A 17,073-nucleotide genomic window follows, 5' to 3' on the forward strand; every position below is an offset into this window, starting at 1 on the left:
CTTAGTCCTCGTCCTCGAACTGGATCGCGACCGGAAGGCCGGTGGCAATGCTCTGCTGCGCGGCGGCTCCCATCACGACAGAGCGATAGCCATCGCGTGCGGTGATAAGCGGCGCGCTGCCGCTCACCAACGCCTTGTGAAAGTCGCGCTGCTGGTAGTAGGTCGCACCGTGGTGGTCGCCAGCGGCAAGCGCATCGGGCGGGGTGGCGATGTGCTGGGAGAAAGGTCCCGACTTGTCGCGCGGAGACCAGGTGACAAGGCCGCCCGGAAGCTTAACCTCGAGCTTACCCGTCGGGCCGACTGCGCTGATCTCTTCCTGCTCCTTAGACCCCTCGGCAAACATGCACAGGTCGAGCACTGCGCGCGCTCCGCCTGCGAAATCGACCATGACGAAGGCGTTGTCGATGATGTCGGGCACTTCACCGTCATAGCGCTCGTCCAGATGGTTCACGTCCTGCGCGCCGCTCGCATAGATGCGTACCGGCTCGTCGCGAAGGATGTGGCGCATGAGATCGAAGAAGTGGCAGCACTTCTCGACCAGCGTGCCTCCGGTGTTGCGGTTGAAGCGGTTCCAGTCGCCGACCTTGACGAGAAAGGGAAAGCGGTGCTCGCGGATCGCGAGCATCTTGATGTCGCCTGCTTGCCCTTCATGGACGCGGCGGATGAAATCGGTGACCGGCGGCATGTAGCGATATTCGAGCCCGACCCAGAACAGGTTGGGATAATCGCGCGCCTTCTCGAAGAGGACCAACGCTTCGTCGATGGCGGTGCACATTGGCTTTTCCATAAGCACCGCAAGCCCTGCGTCCATCACAGGGCGAACTACGTCAAAATGCGTGAAGTTGGGCGAGGCGATGATAACCGCATCTGGCTTCGCCTCGGCGAGCATGGTCGCAGTGTCGCTGAACAGCGAAACATCCTGACCAAGCGTCTTCGCATGGGAAAGCGCGGCATTGCGCGACCCTTCGTCAGGATCGGCGATCGCGACCAGATCGGCGCCCGGCACCAGAGCAAGGTTCGCCATATGCTCGCGGCCCATCATGCCGCAGCCAATGATCGCGTATCGTCTGCTCTCACCCATGGCCGGTGCTCTTGTGCGCGTCGCAAAGGATTGGCAAGCTAGGAAATGCAGGCCGAAGAAGGATTTGACGCAATGACACGGCGCGCGCAATGACTGCATTTACACATATCTAAATATCTTTATATGATAGTCGGGTCATGGCGATAGACACGATCTTCAAGGCCCTTGCCGATCCGACGCGGCTGCGCATTGCGCGGCTGTTGTCGACTATGGAGCTTGCCGTCGGTGAGTTGGCGCAGGTGCTGGGGCAAAGCCAGCCGCGCGTTTCGCGCCATGTCAGCATCCTTTGCGATGCTGGTCTTGCCGAGAGGCGGCGTGAGGGCAGCTGGGTGTTCCTGCGATCGACCGGCAGCGGCGACGATGCGGATGCAACCCTCGCAGCGCTGGACCGATTGCTCGCCACGGCAGAGCAGGAGAACCCCGAATTCGCTGCGCAGTGCGATGATGACAGGCGCAAGCTGGCCGCCATCCGCAAATCGCGCGAAAGCAATGCCGAGGATTACTTCGCGCGCCATGCTGGCGAGTGGGATGAATTGCGTGCGCTGCATACGTCCGATGCGCAGGTCGAGCAGCAGCTTTCGGCGGCCCTTGGTGATGTGCCGCTCGGCGTTGTTCTTGATATTGGAACGGGCACCGGGCGCATGGCGGAGCTGTTCTCAGACGATGCCGAGAGGGTTGTGGCCCTCGACAAGAATCTCGAGATGCTGCGCGTTGCTAGAGCAAAGCTTCAACATCTCCCGGCTTCGCAAATCGAACTCGTGCAAGGCGACTTCACTGCACTCGATTTTGGAGCACAGAGTTTTGATACGGTGCTGCTCCACCAGGTGCTGCATTTTGCGCAAGACCCGGCATTGCCGCTCGCCGAAGCCGCTCGGGTGACCCGGCCCGGCGGACGGATTGCGATTGTCGACTTTGCAGCGCACGATCACGAAGAGCTGCGCAGCCGCTACCAACATGCGCGCCTTGGCTTCAGTGACCGGCAGATGGCAAGGTTGCTTCGCGATGCGGGCTTCTCGCCCAAGGCACCGATCGCGCTCGAAGGTGGCGAACTCGTGGTGAAAATCTGGATCGGCACCCGCCGCAAGCTTCCCTCCGTAACTCACGATCAAAAGACCGATTCTTCCCTCAAAGAAGCAAACTCATGACCCCGACACTCAATCAGCTTCACGAGGCCAAGACAGCGCTTGATGCGCCGCTCTTCTCCGACCTCCCCGGCGATATCGACATCAGCTTCGAATTCTTCCCGCCCAAGACCGAGAAGATGGGCGAGACATTGTGGAGCTCGGTGGCGACCCTCTCACCGCTTGGTCCGCGCTTCGTGTCGGTCACGTATGGCGCGGGTGGATCGACGCGTGAGCGCACGCACGAACAGGTGGTGCGCATCCAGAACGAAGCGGGCATTCCCGCAGCCGCGCACCTCACCTGCGTCAACGCGACCAAGGAAGAGGTGAACGAAGTCGCACGCCACTACTGGGAAGAGGGCATCCGACACATCGTCGCGCTGCGCGGCGATCCACCTGACGGTGCGTCCGCTTACACCCCGCACCCCGGTGGGTATGAGAACGCCGCCGATCTCATCGCCGGGCTAAAGAAGGTCGCCGACTTCGAAATCTCGGTCGCTGCTTACCCGGAAGTCCACCCGGACTCGCCCGATGCGCAGGCCGATATCGAGAACCTCAAAGCCAAGTTTGGCGCAGGCGCTGACCGTGCGATCACTCAGTTTTTCTTCGATCCCGAATGCTTCTTCCGCTTCCGCGATGAAGTAGCCGCCGCCGGCATCGAAGCCGAGGTGGTCCCGGGCATCATGCCGGTCATGAGCTTCGCTGCGGTCCAGCGCATGAGCGCGATGTGCGGGACGGCTATCCCCTCGTGGATGGAAGGATTGTTCGACGGGCTCGACGAACGCCCTGCTGCCCGACAACTGGTTAGCGCAACCATCGCAGCCGAACTCTGCCGCAAGCTTTATGCAGGCGGCGTTCGACAGTTCCACTTCTACACGCTCAACCGGGCTGAGCTTAGCTATGCGATCTGCCACATGCTCGGAAAGCGCCCTGCAGGAGAAACCGCATGAACGCGCGCGATAGGCTGAATGAAGCCGCGAAAGAGCGGGTGCTGATCTTCGACGGCGCGTTCGGAACGCAGATACAGGAGCGCAAGCTCACCGAAGAAGACTACGCAGGCGACCTTGGCCTGAAAGCCGATCAGAAGGGTAACAACGATATCCTCGCCCTGACGCGGCCTGACGTGATCAAGGACATCACGCGCAGCTATCTCGACGCAGGCTCGGACGTGGTTTCCACCAACACCTTCTCCGCCAACAGCATCAGCCAGGCCGACTACGCCGCCGAAGACCAGGTCGCTGCGATCAACATTGCCAGCGGGATGATCGCCCGCGAGCTTGCCGATGAGTATGAGGCCAAGGATGGACGGCCCCGCTTTGTCGCAGGCGCAATAGGCCCGACCAACAAGACCCTCTCGCTCAGCCCCGACGTCGAAGATCCCGGCTTTCGCGAGATTGACTTCGACGAACTGACCGCCGTCTATAAGGAGCAGGCCGCTGCTCTCGTCGAGGGCGGGGTGGACTTTATCCTGATCGAGACGGTGTTCGACACGCTCAACGCCAAGGCAGGGATCATGGCGGTCAAGCGGCTCGAGCAGGAACTCGGGCGCGAAGTGCCGCTGATGATTTCGATGACGCTTACCGATCTGTCTGGCCGCAATCTCTCAGGCCACACGGTCGAGGCGTTCTGGTACGCAGTGCGGCATGCCAAGCCGGTAACGATCGGCCTTAATTGCAGCTTTGGCGCAGACCAGCTGCGTCCGCACATTCAGGCACTTTCCGGCATCGCCGATACCTTGCTCATGGCCTATCCCAATGCCGGCCTTCCCAATGAACTTGGCGAATATGACGAGATGCCTGATACGACAGCGGGGCTGGTGAAGCTTTGGGCGCAGAACGGGCAGGCCAACATCCTTGGCGGATGCTGCGGTTCATCGCCTGCCCATATCAAGGCGATTGCCGAGGCGGTCGAAGGCCTGCCCCCGCGCGCGGTACCCACTCCGGAAACCGCCATGCGCCTGTCCGGCCTCGAAGCATTCGTGGTGGCTGCCTGACAATGACCAACCCAAATTCCAGCGCCCGCTTCATCAATATCGGCGAGCGCACCAACGTCACCGGCTCGGCGCGCTTCAAAAAGCTTATTATGGCGGATGATTACGCCACCGCCGTCGAGGTCGCTCGCCAGCAGGTCGAGAACGGCGCGCAGGTGATCGATGTCAACATGGACGAAGGCCTGCTCGACGCCGAGAAGGCGATGACGACCTTCCTCAAGCTGATCGCCGCCGAACCTGACATTGCCCGCGTACCGGTCATGATCGATAGTTCGAAGTGGGATGTGATCGAGGCCGGGCTGAAATGCGTTTCAGGCAAACCGATCGTGAACTCGATCAGTATGAAGGAAGGCGAGGAGCCGTTCCTCGATCAGGCACGCAAATGCATGGCCTATGGCGCGGCAGTCGTGGTCATGGCCTTCGACGAGGTAGGACAGGCCGACACCAAGAACCGCAAGGTCGAGATTTGCAAGCGTGCTTACGACCTTCTGACTGGGATCGGCTTCCCGCCCGAAGACATCATCTTCGACCCCAATATTTTCGCGGTGGCGACCGGCATCGAGGAGCACGACCGCTACGGGCTCGACTTCATCGAGGCGGTGCGTGAGATCAAGGTGCGGTGCCCGCATGCGAAGACCAGCGGTGGGCTCTCCAACCTCTCCTTCAGCTTCCGCGGCAACGAGACCGTGCGGCGCGCGATGCACTCGGTGTTTCTTTACCATGCGATCCCGGCAGGGCTCGACATGGCGATCGTCAATGCGGGTCAGCTCGATGTTTACGACACGATCGACCCGGCGCTGCGCGATGCGTGCGAAGACGTAATCCTGATGCGCCGCGAGGATGCGACCGAACGTCTCATCGACCTCGCGGAGAGCTACAAGGGCAAGAGCGTAGCCGATGAAAAGGCGGCGGAAGAATGGCGCGGCTGGGAAGTCGAACGCCGTCTTGAACATGCTCTCGTCAAGGGCATCGACGCTTACGTGGTCGAGGATACAGAGGAGGCCCGCGCCGCGCTCGAGGCATCGGGTGGCCGCCCGATCGAGGTGATCGAAGGCCCGCTGATGGACGGGATGAACGTCGTTGGCGACCTCTTCGGATCAGGCAAAATGTTCCTGCCTCAGGTGGTCAAGTCCGCGCGTGTAATGAAGAAGGCCGTGGCTCACCTCATCCCCTTCATCGAGGCGGAGAAGGAAGAGGGCTCGAAGGCCAAGGGCACTATCATCATGGCGACCGTAAAGGGCGACGTGCACGATATCGGCAAGAACATCGTCGGCGTGGTTCTTCAATGCAACGGCTACGAGGTGGTCGATCTTGGGGTGATGGTGCCCTGGCAGGACATCCTCAAATCAGCGAACGACAACAATGCCGACATGATCGGGCTGTCTGGGCTGATCACGCCTTCGCTCGACGAAATGGTGACCGTTGCCGAGGAAATGCAGCGCGCCGAAATGACCATGCCGCTGCTGATCGGCGGGGCGACGACGAGCAAGGTTCACACCGCGCTCAAGATCGACCCGAACTACGAAGGTCCCGTGATCCACGTCCTCGATGCAAGCCGCGCGGTCGGGGTTGCATCGAAGCTGCTCTCCGACACCCTGCGCGATGATTACGTCACCGAGGTAGCGGACGAGTATACGCATGTGCGCGATGCGCGCGAGGGCAAGGCGGAGAAGCAGCTGCTCCCTCTCGCAGAGGCGCGCGCAAACTATTACGATGCCTACCTGTCGGACAAGCCTGCGCCGCCGCTCAAACCGGGCGTTCATGTCTTCGACGACTGGTCGCTCGAACACTTGCGCGATTACATCGACTGGACGCCGTTCTTTCGCGCATGGGAGTTGCATGGAACCTATCCCAGGATCCTCGACGACGAAGTGGTCGGCGAAAGCGCTCGCAGCCTCAAGGCCGACGCGGATGCCATGCTCGACCAAATCATCGAGGAGAAATGGCTGACCGCGCGCGGTGTCTGCGGCTTCTGGCCCTGCGCGCGCGACGGGGACGATGTGACCATCCACCGCGTTCAGCGCGAAGAGCATGTGCGTCTCCCGTTCCTGCGCCAGCAGATCAAGAAGAGCCGCGACCGCGCCAATATGTGCCTTGCCGATTTCATAGACCCGGCCGGCGACTGGATCGGCGGCTTTGCGGTCGGCATTCACGGCATCGAGCCGCATTCTGCGCGCTTTCAGGCAGACAAGGACGACTACTCCGACATCCTTCTCAAGGCTTTGGCCGATCGGTTTGCCGAAGCCTTTGCCGAGGCGCTGCATGAGCATGTCCGCAAGGATCTGTGGGGCTATGCACCCGATGAGCAATTCACGAACGAAGCGCTCATCAAGGAGCAGTATCGCGGAATTCGCCCGGCACCGGGTTATCCCGCTTGTCCGGACCATTCGCTCAAGCCGACCCTTTTCGATCTGCTCGAGGCGGAGAAAAATGTCGGCCTCTCACTTACTGAGAGTTTCGCCATGTGGCCCACGGCCGCGGTCAGTGGATTCTACTTTGGCCATCCTGAAGCCCAGTACTTCGGCGTCGCTAAGATAGGTCGCGATCAACTGACGGAATATGCCGAGCGCAGAGGCGTCGACCTTGCCACGGCAGAGCGCTGGCTTCGCCCCAATCTTTAACGGGATCGGGTGCGCGCCACGCGCTCAACAGGTCACGCGTTAACTATTTCACGTCTTTGCAAGGCGTTACGAATTCTCGTGCCAATTAGGTACAGAACCCTAACTGAGCAGCCGGCAAACCGCTGGTTTGCTGGCCATTTCAGCACGATAATGTATTAAACGCCTCGACTTTGGGGGCGACTCACCGTACTAACCCGTACGAGAGTCTTAATTTTTGGTTAGGGCTGTCCGTTAGGACAGAGGGGAAAGACAATGCTACGCATAGTAGCGGTGACACTGGCGCTAGCCGGTTCCGCGATTGCAAGTCCGGCATTTGCGCAGGATCTTGTGCATCAGCCGATCAGCCCGACTTTCGGGGGTAACCCATTCAACTCAGCACACATTCTGGGCACCGCGAACGCTCAGAATGACACGACCAACCCTGATGCGGTTGATCGCAATGACCAGTCGAGCATCTTTGCTCGCCAGCTTGAATCGCGGCTGCTTTCGGCGCTTTCTTCGCAGATTGTCGACGCGATTTTCGGTGACAACCCGCAAGAGCAGGGCACGATCACCTTTGGCGGTCAGACCATCGAATTCTTCCGCGGCCTCGACGAGGTGACGCTGATTATCCGCAACGACGATACGGGCGAAGAGACCCGCATCGTGATCCCTCTGTTTATTGAGGTGAATTGATGCGTTCGTTTGCGAAAATCGGCGTGCTCGCAGCGCTGGCGCTTGGTCTTGGTGGATGCATGTCCATCGGTGAAGACGGGCGCGATTTCCTTCCTGAGACCACAAGTCTCGCTTACTTCCCAAAGAAAACCCAGACGCAAGGTTTGCTGAACCAACTGCCTGCGCCGCAGCGCCAGGTGGCTATCGCTGTTTACGGGTTTACTGACCAGACTGGCCAGTTCCGACCGACCACGACCGGGCAAACGCTATCCCGTGCGGTCACGCAAGGTGCGGGCTCGATCCTGGTCAAGGCGCTTCAGGACGCTGGCAACCGTCAGTGGTTCACGGTTGTCGAGCGTGAGCGTCTCGATAACCTTCTCAAAGAGCGCCAGATCATCGGTGAGATGCGTCGCCGCTATCTCGGCGAAGAGCAGGTTGACCCGAGCGCGCTTCCGGCGCTTCTGTTTGCGGGCGTGCTGCTCGAAGGCGGGATTATTGGTTACGACACCAACACCGTCACCGGCGGTGCTGGCGCGGCGTTCCTGGGCATTGGTGCGCGCACCGAATATCGCCAGGACACCGTAACCGTTTACCTGCGCGCCGTGTCGGTGCGCACCGGCGAAGTGCTCACCAACGTTCAGGCCTCCAAGACGATCGCCAGCCAGGCAATCGGTGCGAGCGCCTATCGCTTTGTCGCCTTCCGCGAACTGCTGGAAGCCGAAGCGGGCATCACTTCGAACGAGCCTGACCAGGTCGCTTTGCAGCAGGCGATCGAGAAGGCGGTCTATGGCCTCGTTCTCGAAGGCGTGGATCTGGGACTGTGGCGCTTTGCCGACATGGCAAGCGCCGAAGCCCTGATGAGCACCTATCGCGCCGAGCGCGACGGGATTTACGACGCGGGCGACGTGCAGGACGCCGTCGAACGTGCCGGTTCGCTGACCGCTTTGACGGTCGTGGACAGTGGAGAGGATGACGAAGAAGGCTCGTGATTTAAGCGGGCAACGAAGTCGAGGCGTGCGCAGTCAGTGATTTGAGTGGCGCGCCATCTGGGTCGCATTTGAAAGGAGCCGGGGTGAACCTCCCAGCTCCGTTGAATGAAGCATGAGGTTCTCGCGTTTCGGTGGCAATGGCCGGAGCGCGGGCAAGCAATGACCTCAGACCCAAACCCGGGGGGAATGAAATGAAGAAAACTATTCTTGGCAGCGCGTCTATCTTTGCGCTTGCCCTAACAGCGCCGGCCATGGCTCAGTCCGTCGGTGAGCCGACGCCACCGGCGACGCCAACCACAGCGCCAGCGACGACGGACTGCCCGGCGGGCACAAACAACTGCTCGCTCGTCGAGCAGGACGGCACCGACCTCGAAGTCACCGTCGACCAGACTGGCAGCGGAAACATTTCGGACGTTGACCAGATCAACGGTTCGGTCGGGACTGCCGGTGACGTCGAAGTCGATATCGACCAGACGGGGACTAACGCACGGTCCTATGTCCTCCAGTCCGAAACGGGCATCGCGGGTTTCGAGACAAGGGCTACAGTCGAACAGAGCGGTGACGGCGCTGAGTCGATCATTCTTCAAGACCAGGCGCGCAACGCCAGCACCTCTGTCACGCAAGACGGCGCGAGCGACTCCTTCGTAAGCCAGTCCGGTGCGATCGGTGGCGGGAACGGTTTCGTCAACATCGACCAGCGCGGCGGTATCGACAATGACTCGGTGGTCTTCCAGCTTGGACATCGCGACTTCGGCACGACGGTTAATCAGGACGGGAACCTCAACAATTCGGAAGTCTATCAGGGCGATTTCTCTCCAAACGAGGACCTGACCCGGGGCCAGCGTACGAATGTTGACCAAACCGGTGATCGCAACGATTCCTTCGTGAGCCAGACCATCCTTCAGTCAGGCGCAAACCGTGATTCAATCGTGACCATTGAGCAGGACGGCGACGATAACGAGTCATCCGTCGTCCAGACCGGCAACCGCGTAAATCACGATGTCACCATCGACCAGAACGGTAACGACAACCTCTCGCGCGTCGTTCAGAACGACTTTGGCACCGTCGATGTCGGCGGTAGCCAAGTGATTGTCGAACAGAACGATGATGGCAACGACAGCTTCGTCGACCAGCGTTCGGGAAGCAGCTCGCGTGCGGATGTCACCCAAAATTCGACTGATACGTCGGGCATGGTGATCGGCACCGACCGCTTAAACGTGCTCGATAGCGCGCCGGACGGATCGAACGATGTCTTTGATTCGGTACGGGCGAATTTCTCTAACGTTGTTCAGTCGGGCGACGGGATCGCCGATGCGACCGTGTCTCAGACAGGGTTCGGCAACCGTTCGGACCTGAGGCAGGACAATCCGACTGCCGCAACAACAGCTATTGCAACCGCAACTCAGGAAGCGACGCTGCAAAACTCGGATATTCAGCAGCTTAGCTTTGGCTTTATTCAGGTAAGGCAGGGCATCACCGATCCGACCAGCAGCAACAACGACTCGCTGGTCATTCAGGCCGATGACGCCAGCACTGTCTTTGTCGAGCAGCTGAACTCGAACAACATTTCTCAGGTCGAGCAAGCCGTCGGCGGCGGCGGCAATTTTGCCAGTGTGTTCCAGCGCGGCCTCGGCGGTTTCTCAGGCGTCGAGCAAACGGGGAACGGCAACTTTGCCGAGCTGACCCAAGGTGATCTGAGCGAGGACTCGGTGTCGCTCATTGTCCAGAACGGCGACATGAATAGCGCGGATGTTGATCAAACCGGTGTCGGCGATTTCTCGTCGGTCTCACAGACCGGATTCGGAAACACCGCTACCGTCAATCAGGGCCCTTGATGAACACATTTGAAAGCCGCGCTCGCACGAGCGCGGCTTTCGCATTTTGAATTACGGGCCGCGAGGCCCGGGACAATTAGATGGAGCGAAAAGCTCCGCACGTCGCGTCCATAAAGCTGAAGTAAGACAAAGGACAAAAACGATGAAGAAGCTAGCAATGACGGGGGCATCAATCCTTGCCCTGAGCATGGCCGGAACCGCAATGGCGCAGTCTGTGACTGAACCTGCCGCTCCTGCAGCAACCACACCTGCACCAGGCGCAGAAGAATGTCCCCCGGGGACCAATAACTGCTCAATCATTGAGCAGGATGGCTCGACTTTGAATGCGACGGTAACTCAGACCGGTTCCGGAAACATCTCAAACATTGAGCAAGAGGTTACAGCGCGTACTGCAACTGTCACGCAAAGTGGTAGCAACAATACCTCTGATATCGACCAAATCGGTACGTTTACATCAGGATCGACTGGCTCAAGGGCGACAGTTACTCAATCCGGCACCAATGGCGACTCTTATATCCTTCAGGATGGCACTGGTTTGTCAGGCTTTCCCAGCAATGCGACAGTCAACCAGAGCGGGGACAGCGCCTCGGCTATCGTACGTCAGATTGGAGTTCGTAACTTTGGCGTCGGCATCATTCAAAATGGCGACAACGACGCTTTTGTCTCGCAGGACCGGGAAGGACTCAACGGGCAAGACTCTAGCGTAGGCGTTCGACAATCCGGAGGTGATGGTAACAATGCAGTAGTCTTCCAGAATTCAGGAGACTCACGCGTTGGGGGAAGCAATGGCAATAATGGCGTGACCCAAAATGGTAACTTCAACAATTCCGAAGTGTATCAAGGTGACTTCGTTGGTCAGGGCGGAACTGGTCGTCGTTTGAATGCACGCACCGACCAAGTCGGCGACCGGAATGACTCCATTATCATTCAAGGCAATGATAGCTCCGGTACGACCAGCGCAAGACTTGCTCAAGACGGCGATGATAACGCGTCGTCAATCGTACAAAGCGGAACAGGCGGTAACGCATTCGTAAATGGTGTTCAGGTCAATATCGACCAGAATGGCAACGACAACGTTTCGCGCGTTGAACAAAACAACCTATCGAGCGGTGCCGCCGGAAGCGGTATCAGCATCGTCCAGAATGACGATGGCAACGATAGCTTCGTTTCGCAGTCATCAGGTACTGGCCGTGTGGTGGTTACTCAGAATTCCAACGACACTTCGGGAATGGTCGTCGGCACTGATGGTCTCGCCATTCTGGACACAACTGATCCACTAAACCCGGTGTTCAACTCGGTTCGTGCGAATTATTCGAACATTGTCCAGGATGGCGCTGAGCGTACCGAAATCACCGTCGATCAGACCGGCTTCGGTAACCGTTCGGATGCACGCCAGACAAACAACAATGCTGGCGGCGACGCGATTGCGTTCGTCACGCAAAACGGTACTGGCAACAATTCCGACATCGACCAGGACGACGCTTCGATGGCGACAGTCCGTCAGGGCGTTACTGGCACAAGCACGGACAACATCTCGTTTGTGTTCCAACTGGGCGCTGGCGACGTCGCTTTCGTTGACCAGATCGGTGAGGGTAACTTCTCGCAGATCAACCAGAATGGTGCAGGCGGCGGAAACGACGCCAATGTCAATCAGGACGGTGTGTTCAGCGAATCCGGTATCGAACAGACCGGCACGCTGAACGATGCAAACGTGTTCCAGCAGGCGACTTCTGACACGAGCATCTCGGTGATCTTCCAGGATGGCACGTCGAACACCGCCACCGTGACCCAGGCGGGCACGGGCGACTTCTCGAGCGTCAACCAGACCGGCACCGGCAACACCGCTACCGTCAATCAGGGCCCTGTGGTCCCTTAATTGGCATAAAGATTCTGATGGGGGCGTCTCGGCGTCCCCATCGGAAGAAAGCTCAGGGCCCTCGCTCAAAAAAGCCCGAACGAATTTGGCTTCAACCTGACTCCGTGAGGAAGAATAATGAAGAAGGTAATTCTCGCAGGTGCATCGATCGCTGCACTGGCATTTGCCGCCCCGGCAATGGCTCAAAATGCTGGCAACGGTCCCGTTCCGGCGGCTGACACTCCGGCTGGTTGCCCGGCTGGCATCAACAATTGCTCGCTCGTCGAGCAGACGGGCGAAGAGAACGATGCAACGGTCGATCAGACCGGTACCGGCAACGTTGCGGATGTCAGCCAGACGGGCACATTCGCTGCTCCCGGCAATCTTGTGACGGTCGATCAAACCGGGACCGAAAACTTCGCTTTCGTTACCCAGGACACGAGCGCGACCAACGCTGCTCGAGTGACGGCAACTGTGGTGCAGGACGGGGTCAATTCACTTGCTGACATCGATCAGGTTGGCAACGAAGCCGGTGGAAGTGCCACCATCGGGCAGAATGCACTCACAGATTTCAGCTTCGCCACAATCGAACAGACTGGTGCTGTGGGTGGCGGAGCAAACACTGCGACCATTGTCCAGACCGATGGTTTCCTCAATGACGCAGCGATCGTTCAGGGGCGCACGACCGTGTTTACCGATACGATCCGCGGCATCGCACCTGGCACCGTTACGGACTCCGACGGCGGCATTGCCACGATCGATCAGATCGGTGACCTGAACTTCGGTTCAGTCGTTCAGGGCGGCACCGATCAGTTTGCGGACATCGACCAGGACAGCAGCGGCGGCGCCACTTTCGGCAACTTCGCTCTCGTAGTTCAGGGTTCGGGTGCACTCAGCGCCGACAACGACGCGCTGGTCAACCAAGACGGTGACGATAACTTCAGCGAGATCTACCAGAATGATCAAGCTGCAGGCGGCAACAACCTTGCAGATGTCGACCAGTTTGGCACCGACGGAAATTTCAGCCGCATCACTCAGAACGGAAGCGACCATCAGGCTTTCGTCACCCAGTATGACGGCAGCTCGTCCTTCGTAACCCAAAGCGGTACCGGCTCGATCGCTACCGTTACGCAGGGCACCCCCTGATAGGCTGTTGAGTTAGGCATGCCGGGCGGGCGGGGGGCTCGTCCGGCATCCCATCAGAGAATGCCAAGGTGTAGTATGAAAAAGCGTTTGATCCGATCCACGACGGCAGCAGCGGTACCGCTTCTTCTCGGCGCCGCATTTATCACGGCCCCGCTTTCGGCGCAGACCTTCACGCCTGTCGAGACGCCATCGACGAGCAACTTCAACGTCTTTGTTGAACAGATCGGTGAGCGCCACGAAGCGACGATTGAGCAGTCGTCCAACACTCAGACCGCGGAAGTCCGGCAGGAAGGCAGCGACAACGAAGCCACGCTTGAGCAGAACGACGATGGCTCGCACATCGCCGTGCTTGGACAGGACGGCGCTGGTAATACTGCCGAAGTCGCTCAGTCGGGCGATGGCGAGGCGGTTGCCAACCTCATTCAGCAGGGCGACGGCAACACGATCCTGCTTTCACAGACCGATAACGGCCTGCTGGGAACAGCAGCCGAAATTGCTCAGTCGGGAAATGGCAACATGATCGGCCTTGTCCAGGATGGCTCGGACAATCAGGCGCGACTTGTGCAGAATGGAAATAACAATACAATGACCGCATCCCAGCTCAATTCGGGTAACCGGCTTGAGTGGGTGCAGGATGGCTCTGGCCTGTCTGATATGGCTGTTGAACAGACGGGCGGCCAGACCATGTTTATCCTGCAAACCAACGGAGGATAGCCCTGACGAACTCGTGTGCCCGGCCTGCCAATTGTCTGGCCCTTTTTGGGCTCGCTCTTGCTATGCCCGGACATGCGCTCGCTCAGGCAAATCCCAACGATGTTCCGCGCGATGAAAGCGCGTTTGTGAATCAGGCTCCCGAGCGATCCTCAGAGGTTGAGCCTGTGGCACAGCCAGTCCAGCAGATCGGCTCGCCAGTTTACTTCCCGGACCAGATCACCCCGCAATCCGTCGCCGAAGCGCGGGCTCGAGCCGCGCAGGAAGAAGAGTTTGCGCGTCAACGCGCCGCCGCAGCGCAAGGCGAACTCGCGCAGGTATCCAGGGGCGAAGGCGCCCGCGACGTGGACCAGTTGTCCGATGGGCAGCCCGCAGAAGCTCTCGCACAATTGAGCCCGGCAGAACGGCAGGTCCTTCTCGAGGCGGTCGAGGGCACGGATATTTGCGAACAAGCCAACAATATCGAGGCCATCCGCGCGCTTTGCGAAGATCGCATTGAAACGCGCTCAGCCGAATTCGGGCAACGCCGCACTGCCTCTGCCGAAGATACGCTTTTGGGTGGACGTTTCGACAGCGACCGCATCGCGACGCTCGAATCGGCAATCTCGCGGCTCGCTCAAAATACGGGACGTGCACAGAGTTTCTCAGACCAAGCCGTTGCATCGGTTGCGCTCAGCCAACAAACGCTGAGCGATGCGCAAGCGACTGCAGCAGAGGGCGACGGCGTCGACGGTCTCTCGCCAGAAACCCAGGCTGTGGTGAACGCAATTGTCACGCAGCTGGGCGGCAATTGAGGCTAGGCTTGATGCGCAAACCGCTTACCCGATTGCTCGCGCTTCTGCCCTTGCTGGCTATCGGTAGCTTTGCAGGAGCGAAGAGCATGGGATACCAGGACAGGGCGCTGACGCTTGAGGTCGCGGAACTGGCGGGCAGTGTGGAGATCGAGCTCATCGCCGATTCCGCAACCAGTCAGAAGGTCGACTACAAGCTCAAGCTCACAGGTTCCTCGACCGCTCGCCATGCTGGAAGCACCAGCGTCAATGCCGGCGAGAGGCATGTGCTCTCAAGGCTGAAAACGAGCTTCGCCGAAAGCTGGTGCGCGACCGTTGACGTGACTGAGGCGAATGGAGAGCAATACACGCTTACCGCCGGGGCCTGCGCGCAAGGTTGAAACCCTGATTGCGCACTTTGTGCATAATTATTTGCCCAATGATCAATCCGGCGATTGACGCTTCTTTTCGCATCCGCAACATAGAGCGCGCCTGCCGGGAGTGATTCCGGCGTCTTTCGCGGGAGAGACTGGTCCGGGCTATGCCCGGATCCGGCGCCGAAGGAGCAACCGCCCCGGAAACTCTCAGGCAAATGGACCGCGAAAAGGCATAGGCACTCTGGAAAGCGCTGCGGACCGCACTGGTTCGTCGCCACCGAAGGGGAAGGCCGCGCATATCTCGCCGCGGCTAAGCTCTCAGGTTTACCCGACAGAGGGGGCAGGAACTCGCTTCAATTCGGAGCGTTTGATTGCCTGTTCGGGGACCTGATTTGAGCGAAGAAGAATTGCCTGAGGAAATCCCGTTGGGGACCTTGCCTCTCGATGCGTGGCATCGCGAACGCGGCGCACGCATGGTGCCCTTTGCGGGCTATGAGATGCCGATCCAGTATGACGGCATCGTCGCCGAGCATGAATGGACGCGAAACAGCGCGAGCCTGTTCGACGTCTCGCATATGGGTCAGCTTGCTCTCAAGTCCCCGCAAGATGATCCCACGCTAGCCGCGCGCGAACTCGAAAAGCTGCTGCCCGGCGCGATCACCAACTTGAAGCCCGGCAAGATGCGCTACTCGTTTCTCCTGACCGAAGCGGGCGGGATCATTGATGACCTGATGGTGACCAACACCGGCCCGCACCTCGCGCTCGTGGTCAACGGAGCTTGCAAGTGGGACGACATCGCTCACCTTCGCGAACATCTTGATGACGACATAACGCTCACTCACTTCGATGATTTTGCTCTGCTTGCCTTGCAAGGACCGAAGGCCGGAGCGGTGCTTGAGGAGCTGGTCCCCGGGACCGGCGCACTGACCTTTATGACCGCTGGCCTCTTCGAATGGGACGGTGCCCACATCTGGGTCAGCCGCGCTGGCTATACCGGCGAAGATGGTTTCGAGATCGCTGTCCACGAAGACAAGGTCGCTGCCCTTGCTGACGCGCTCATGGCCGATGAGCGGGTCAAGCCCGCCGGTCTCGGCGCGCGTGACAGCCTTCGCCTTGAAGCCGGTCTTCCACTCTATGGCCACGATCTGACCACCGACACCGATCCGGTCACAGCAGACCTGACATTCGCGCTGTCGAAGAAGCGCCGCGAGATCGGCGGGTATGCCGGGAACATGGCGGTCGCAGGGCGACTTGCCGACCTCGAGGCAGGCACGCTCGCCCAGCGCCGCGTGGGCCTGAAACTTGACGGACGTCTGCCGGCACGTGAGGGCGCCGTAGTCTTCCACGGCGACCAGAAAGTCGGAATCGTCACCAGCGGCGGTTTTTCACCGACGCTTGGCCATCCTATCGCCATGGCTTTCGTCGACGCGGCGCTCGCCGCGCCCGGCACCGAATTGGAATGCGAAGTTCGCAACCGCCGCCTTCCGGCATCCGTAACACAAATGCCGTTTGTCCCGCATCGCTACTTCAGGGGAAACTGACCTATGCCGCGCTACTTTACCGATGAACACGAATGGATCGATGTCGAGGGCGAGAGCGCCACGGTTGGCATCACCGACTACGCTCAGGAACAGCTGGGCGATATCGTCTTTGTCGAATTGCCCGGTGTCGGCACGATGCTCGACAAGGGCGGCGATGCGGCAGTGGTCGAGAGCGTCAAGGCGGCGAGTGATGTCTACGCTCCGATATCGGGCGAAGTGACCGAGACCAACGGCGCCCTCGAAGAAGACCCTGCGCTTGTGAACTCTTCGCCGGAAGAGGAAGGCTGGTTCTTTCGCATGACCATCGGCGACAATTCCGAGCTCGAAGGCCTGATGGATGAAAAGGGCTACAAGGCTTTTGTAGACAGCCTGTAACCGTGTG

General features: G+C 59.5%; 15 protein-coding genes and 1 riboswitch. Of the genes, 14 read left to right on the forward strand and 1 reads right to left on the reverse strand.

Annotated elements, in window-relative coordinates:
• Nucleotide 1 precedes the first annotated feature (1 nt).
• Complete coding sequence (locus AC0V6T_RS01045; protein WP_486123550.1) at nucleotides 2-1,081, reverse strand: Gfo/Idh/MocA family protein; 1,080 nt, start codon at nucleotides 1,079-1,081, stop codon at nucleotides 2-4.
• Nucleotides 1,082-1,218: 137 nt separating this feature from the next.
• Here AC0V6T_RS01045 and AC0V6T_RS01050 point away from each other — a divergent pair, with 137 nt between their 5' ends.
• The 14 genes from AC0V6T_RS01050 to gcvH all read left to right on the forward strand — a co-directional run bounded on the left by AC0V6T_RS01050 (nucleotide 1,219) and on the right by gcvH (nucleotide 17,066).
• A complete protein-coding gene (locus tag AC0V6T_RS01050; protein ID WP_486123552.1) occupies nucleotides 1,219-2,226 on the forward strand; it encodes an ArsR/SmtB family transcription factor in 1,008 nt (335 codons plus the stop codon).
• Nucleotides 2,223-3,152 carry a methylenetetrahydrofolate reductase gene (gene metF, locus AC0V6T_RS01055; RefSeq protein WP_486123554.1) on the forward strand — a complete coding sequence of 310 codons (930 nt, stop codon included), beginning with the start codon at nucleotides 2,223-2,225 and terminating at the stop codon, nucleotides 3,150-3,152. The genes AC0V6T_RS01050 and metF overlap by 4 nt, the downstream gene beginning before the upstream one ends.
• Entirely contained in the window at nucleotides 3,149-4,195 is a 1,047-nt protein-coding gene (locus tag AC0V6T_RS01060; protein ID WP_486123556.1) for a homocysteine S-methyltransferase family protein, read from the forward strand. Before metF ends, AC0V6T_RS01060 begins: the two co-directional genes overlap by 4 nt.
• A gap of 2 nt (nucleotides 4,196-4,197) precedes the next feature.
• Nucleotides 4,198-6,813, forward strand: a complete 2,616-nt coding sequence (metH, locus tag AC0V6T_RS01065) for a methionine synthase (RefSeq protein WP_486123558.1) — start codon at nucleotides 4,198-4,200, stop codon at nucleotides 6,811-6,813.
• 252 nt (nucleotides 6,814-7,065) lie between these two features.
• The gene (locus AC0V6T_RS01070) at nucleotides 7,066-7,488 is read left to right on the forward strand and encodes a curli assembly protein CsgF (protein WP_040464401.1); all 423 of its coding nucleotides are present in this window, start codon (nucleotides 7,066-7,068) and stop codon (nucleotides 7,486-7,488) included.
• Complete coding sequence (locus AC0V6T_RS01075) at nucleotides 7,488-8,456, forward strand: CsgG/HfaB family protein (protein ID WP_007165217.1); 969 nt, start codon at nucleotides 7,488-7,490, stop codon at nucleotides 8,454-8,456. The genes AC0V6T_RS01070 and AC0V6T_RS01075 overlap by 1 nt, the downstream gene beginning before the upstream one ends.
• A gap of 191 nt (nucleotides 8,457-8,647) precedes the next feature.
• Nucleotides 8,648-10,291, forward strand: coding sequence for a hypothetical protein (locus AC0V6T_RS01080; protein ID WP_486123561.1), 1,644 nt, complete (start codon nucleotides 8,648-8,650; stop codon nucleotides 10,289-10,291).
• Between the two features lie 142 nt (nucleotides 10,292-10,433).
• Entirely contained in the window at nucleotides 10,434-12,167 is a 1,734-nt protein-coding gene (locus tag AC0V6T_RS01085) for a beta strand repeat-containing protein (RefSeq protein WP_486123563.1), read from the forward strand.
• A gap of 117 nt (nucleotides 12,168-12,284) precedes the next feature.
• On the forward strand, nucleotides 12,285-13,292 hold the full coding sequence (locus AC0V6T_RS01090; RefSeq protein ID WP_486123565.1) for a hypothetical protein: 1,008 nt from the start codon (nucleotides 12,285-12,287) through the stop codon (nucleotides 13,290-13,292).
• Between the two features lie 75 nt (nucleotides 13,293-13,367).
• Complete coding sequence (locus AC0V6T_RS01095) at nucleotides 13,368-14,006, forward strand: hypothetical protein (RefSeq protein WP_486123567.1); 639 nt, start codon at nucleotides 13,368-13,370, stop codon at nucleotides 14,004-14,006.
• Between the two features lie 164 nt (nucleotides 14,007-14,170).
• Nucleotides 14,171-14,797: a hypothetical protein gene (locus tag AC0V6T_RS01100; protein WP_486123569.1), complete on the forward strand. Its 627-nt coding sequence runs from the start codon at nucleotides 14,171-14,173 to the stop codon at nucleotides 14,795-14,797.
• 11 nt (nucleotides 14,798-14,808) lie between these two features.
• On the forward strand, nucleotides 14,809-15,174 hold the full coding sequence (gene csgH / locus AC0V6T_RS01105; protein WP_486123571.1) for a curli-like amyloid fiber formation chaperone CsgH: 366 nt from the start codon (nucleotides 14,809-14,811) through the stop codon (nucleotides 15,172-15,174).
• Nucleotides 15,175-15,283: 109 nt separating this feature from the next.
• A riboswitch (glycine riboswitch) is annotated at nucleotides 15,284-15,383 on the forward strand.
• Between the two features lie 159 nt (nucleotides 15,384-15,542).
• On the forward strand, nucleotides 15,543-16,691 hold the full coding sequence (gene gcvT, locus AC0V6T_RS01110; protein ID WP_486123573.1) for a glycine cleavage system aminomethyltransferase GcvT: 1,149 nt from the start codon (nucleotides 15,543-15,545) through the stop codon (nucleotides 16,689-16,691).
• Nucleotides 16,692-16,694: 3 nt separating this feature from the next.
• Nucleotides 16,695-17,066, forward strand: a complete 372-nt coding sequence (gene gcvH, locus AC0V6T_RS01115) for a glycine cleavage system protein GcvH (protein ID WP_486123575.1) — start codon at nucleotides 16,695-16,697, stop codon at nucleotides 17,064-17,066.
• Nucleotides 17,067-17,073 lie beyond the last annotated feature (7 nt).

It is taken from the genome of Erythrobacter sp. S158 (assembly GCF_057364915.1).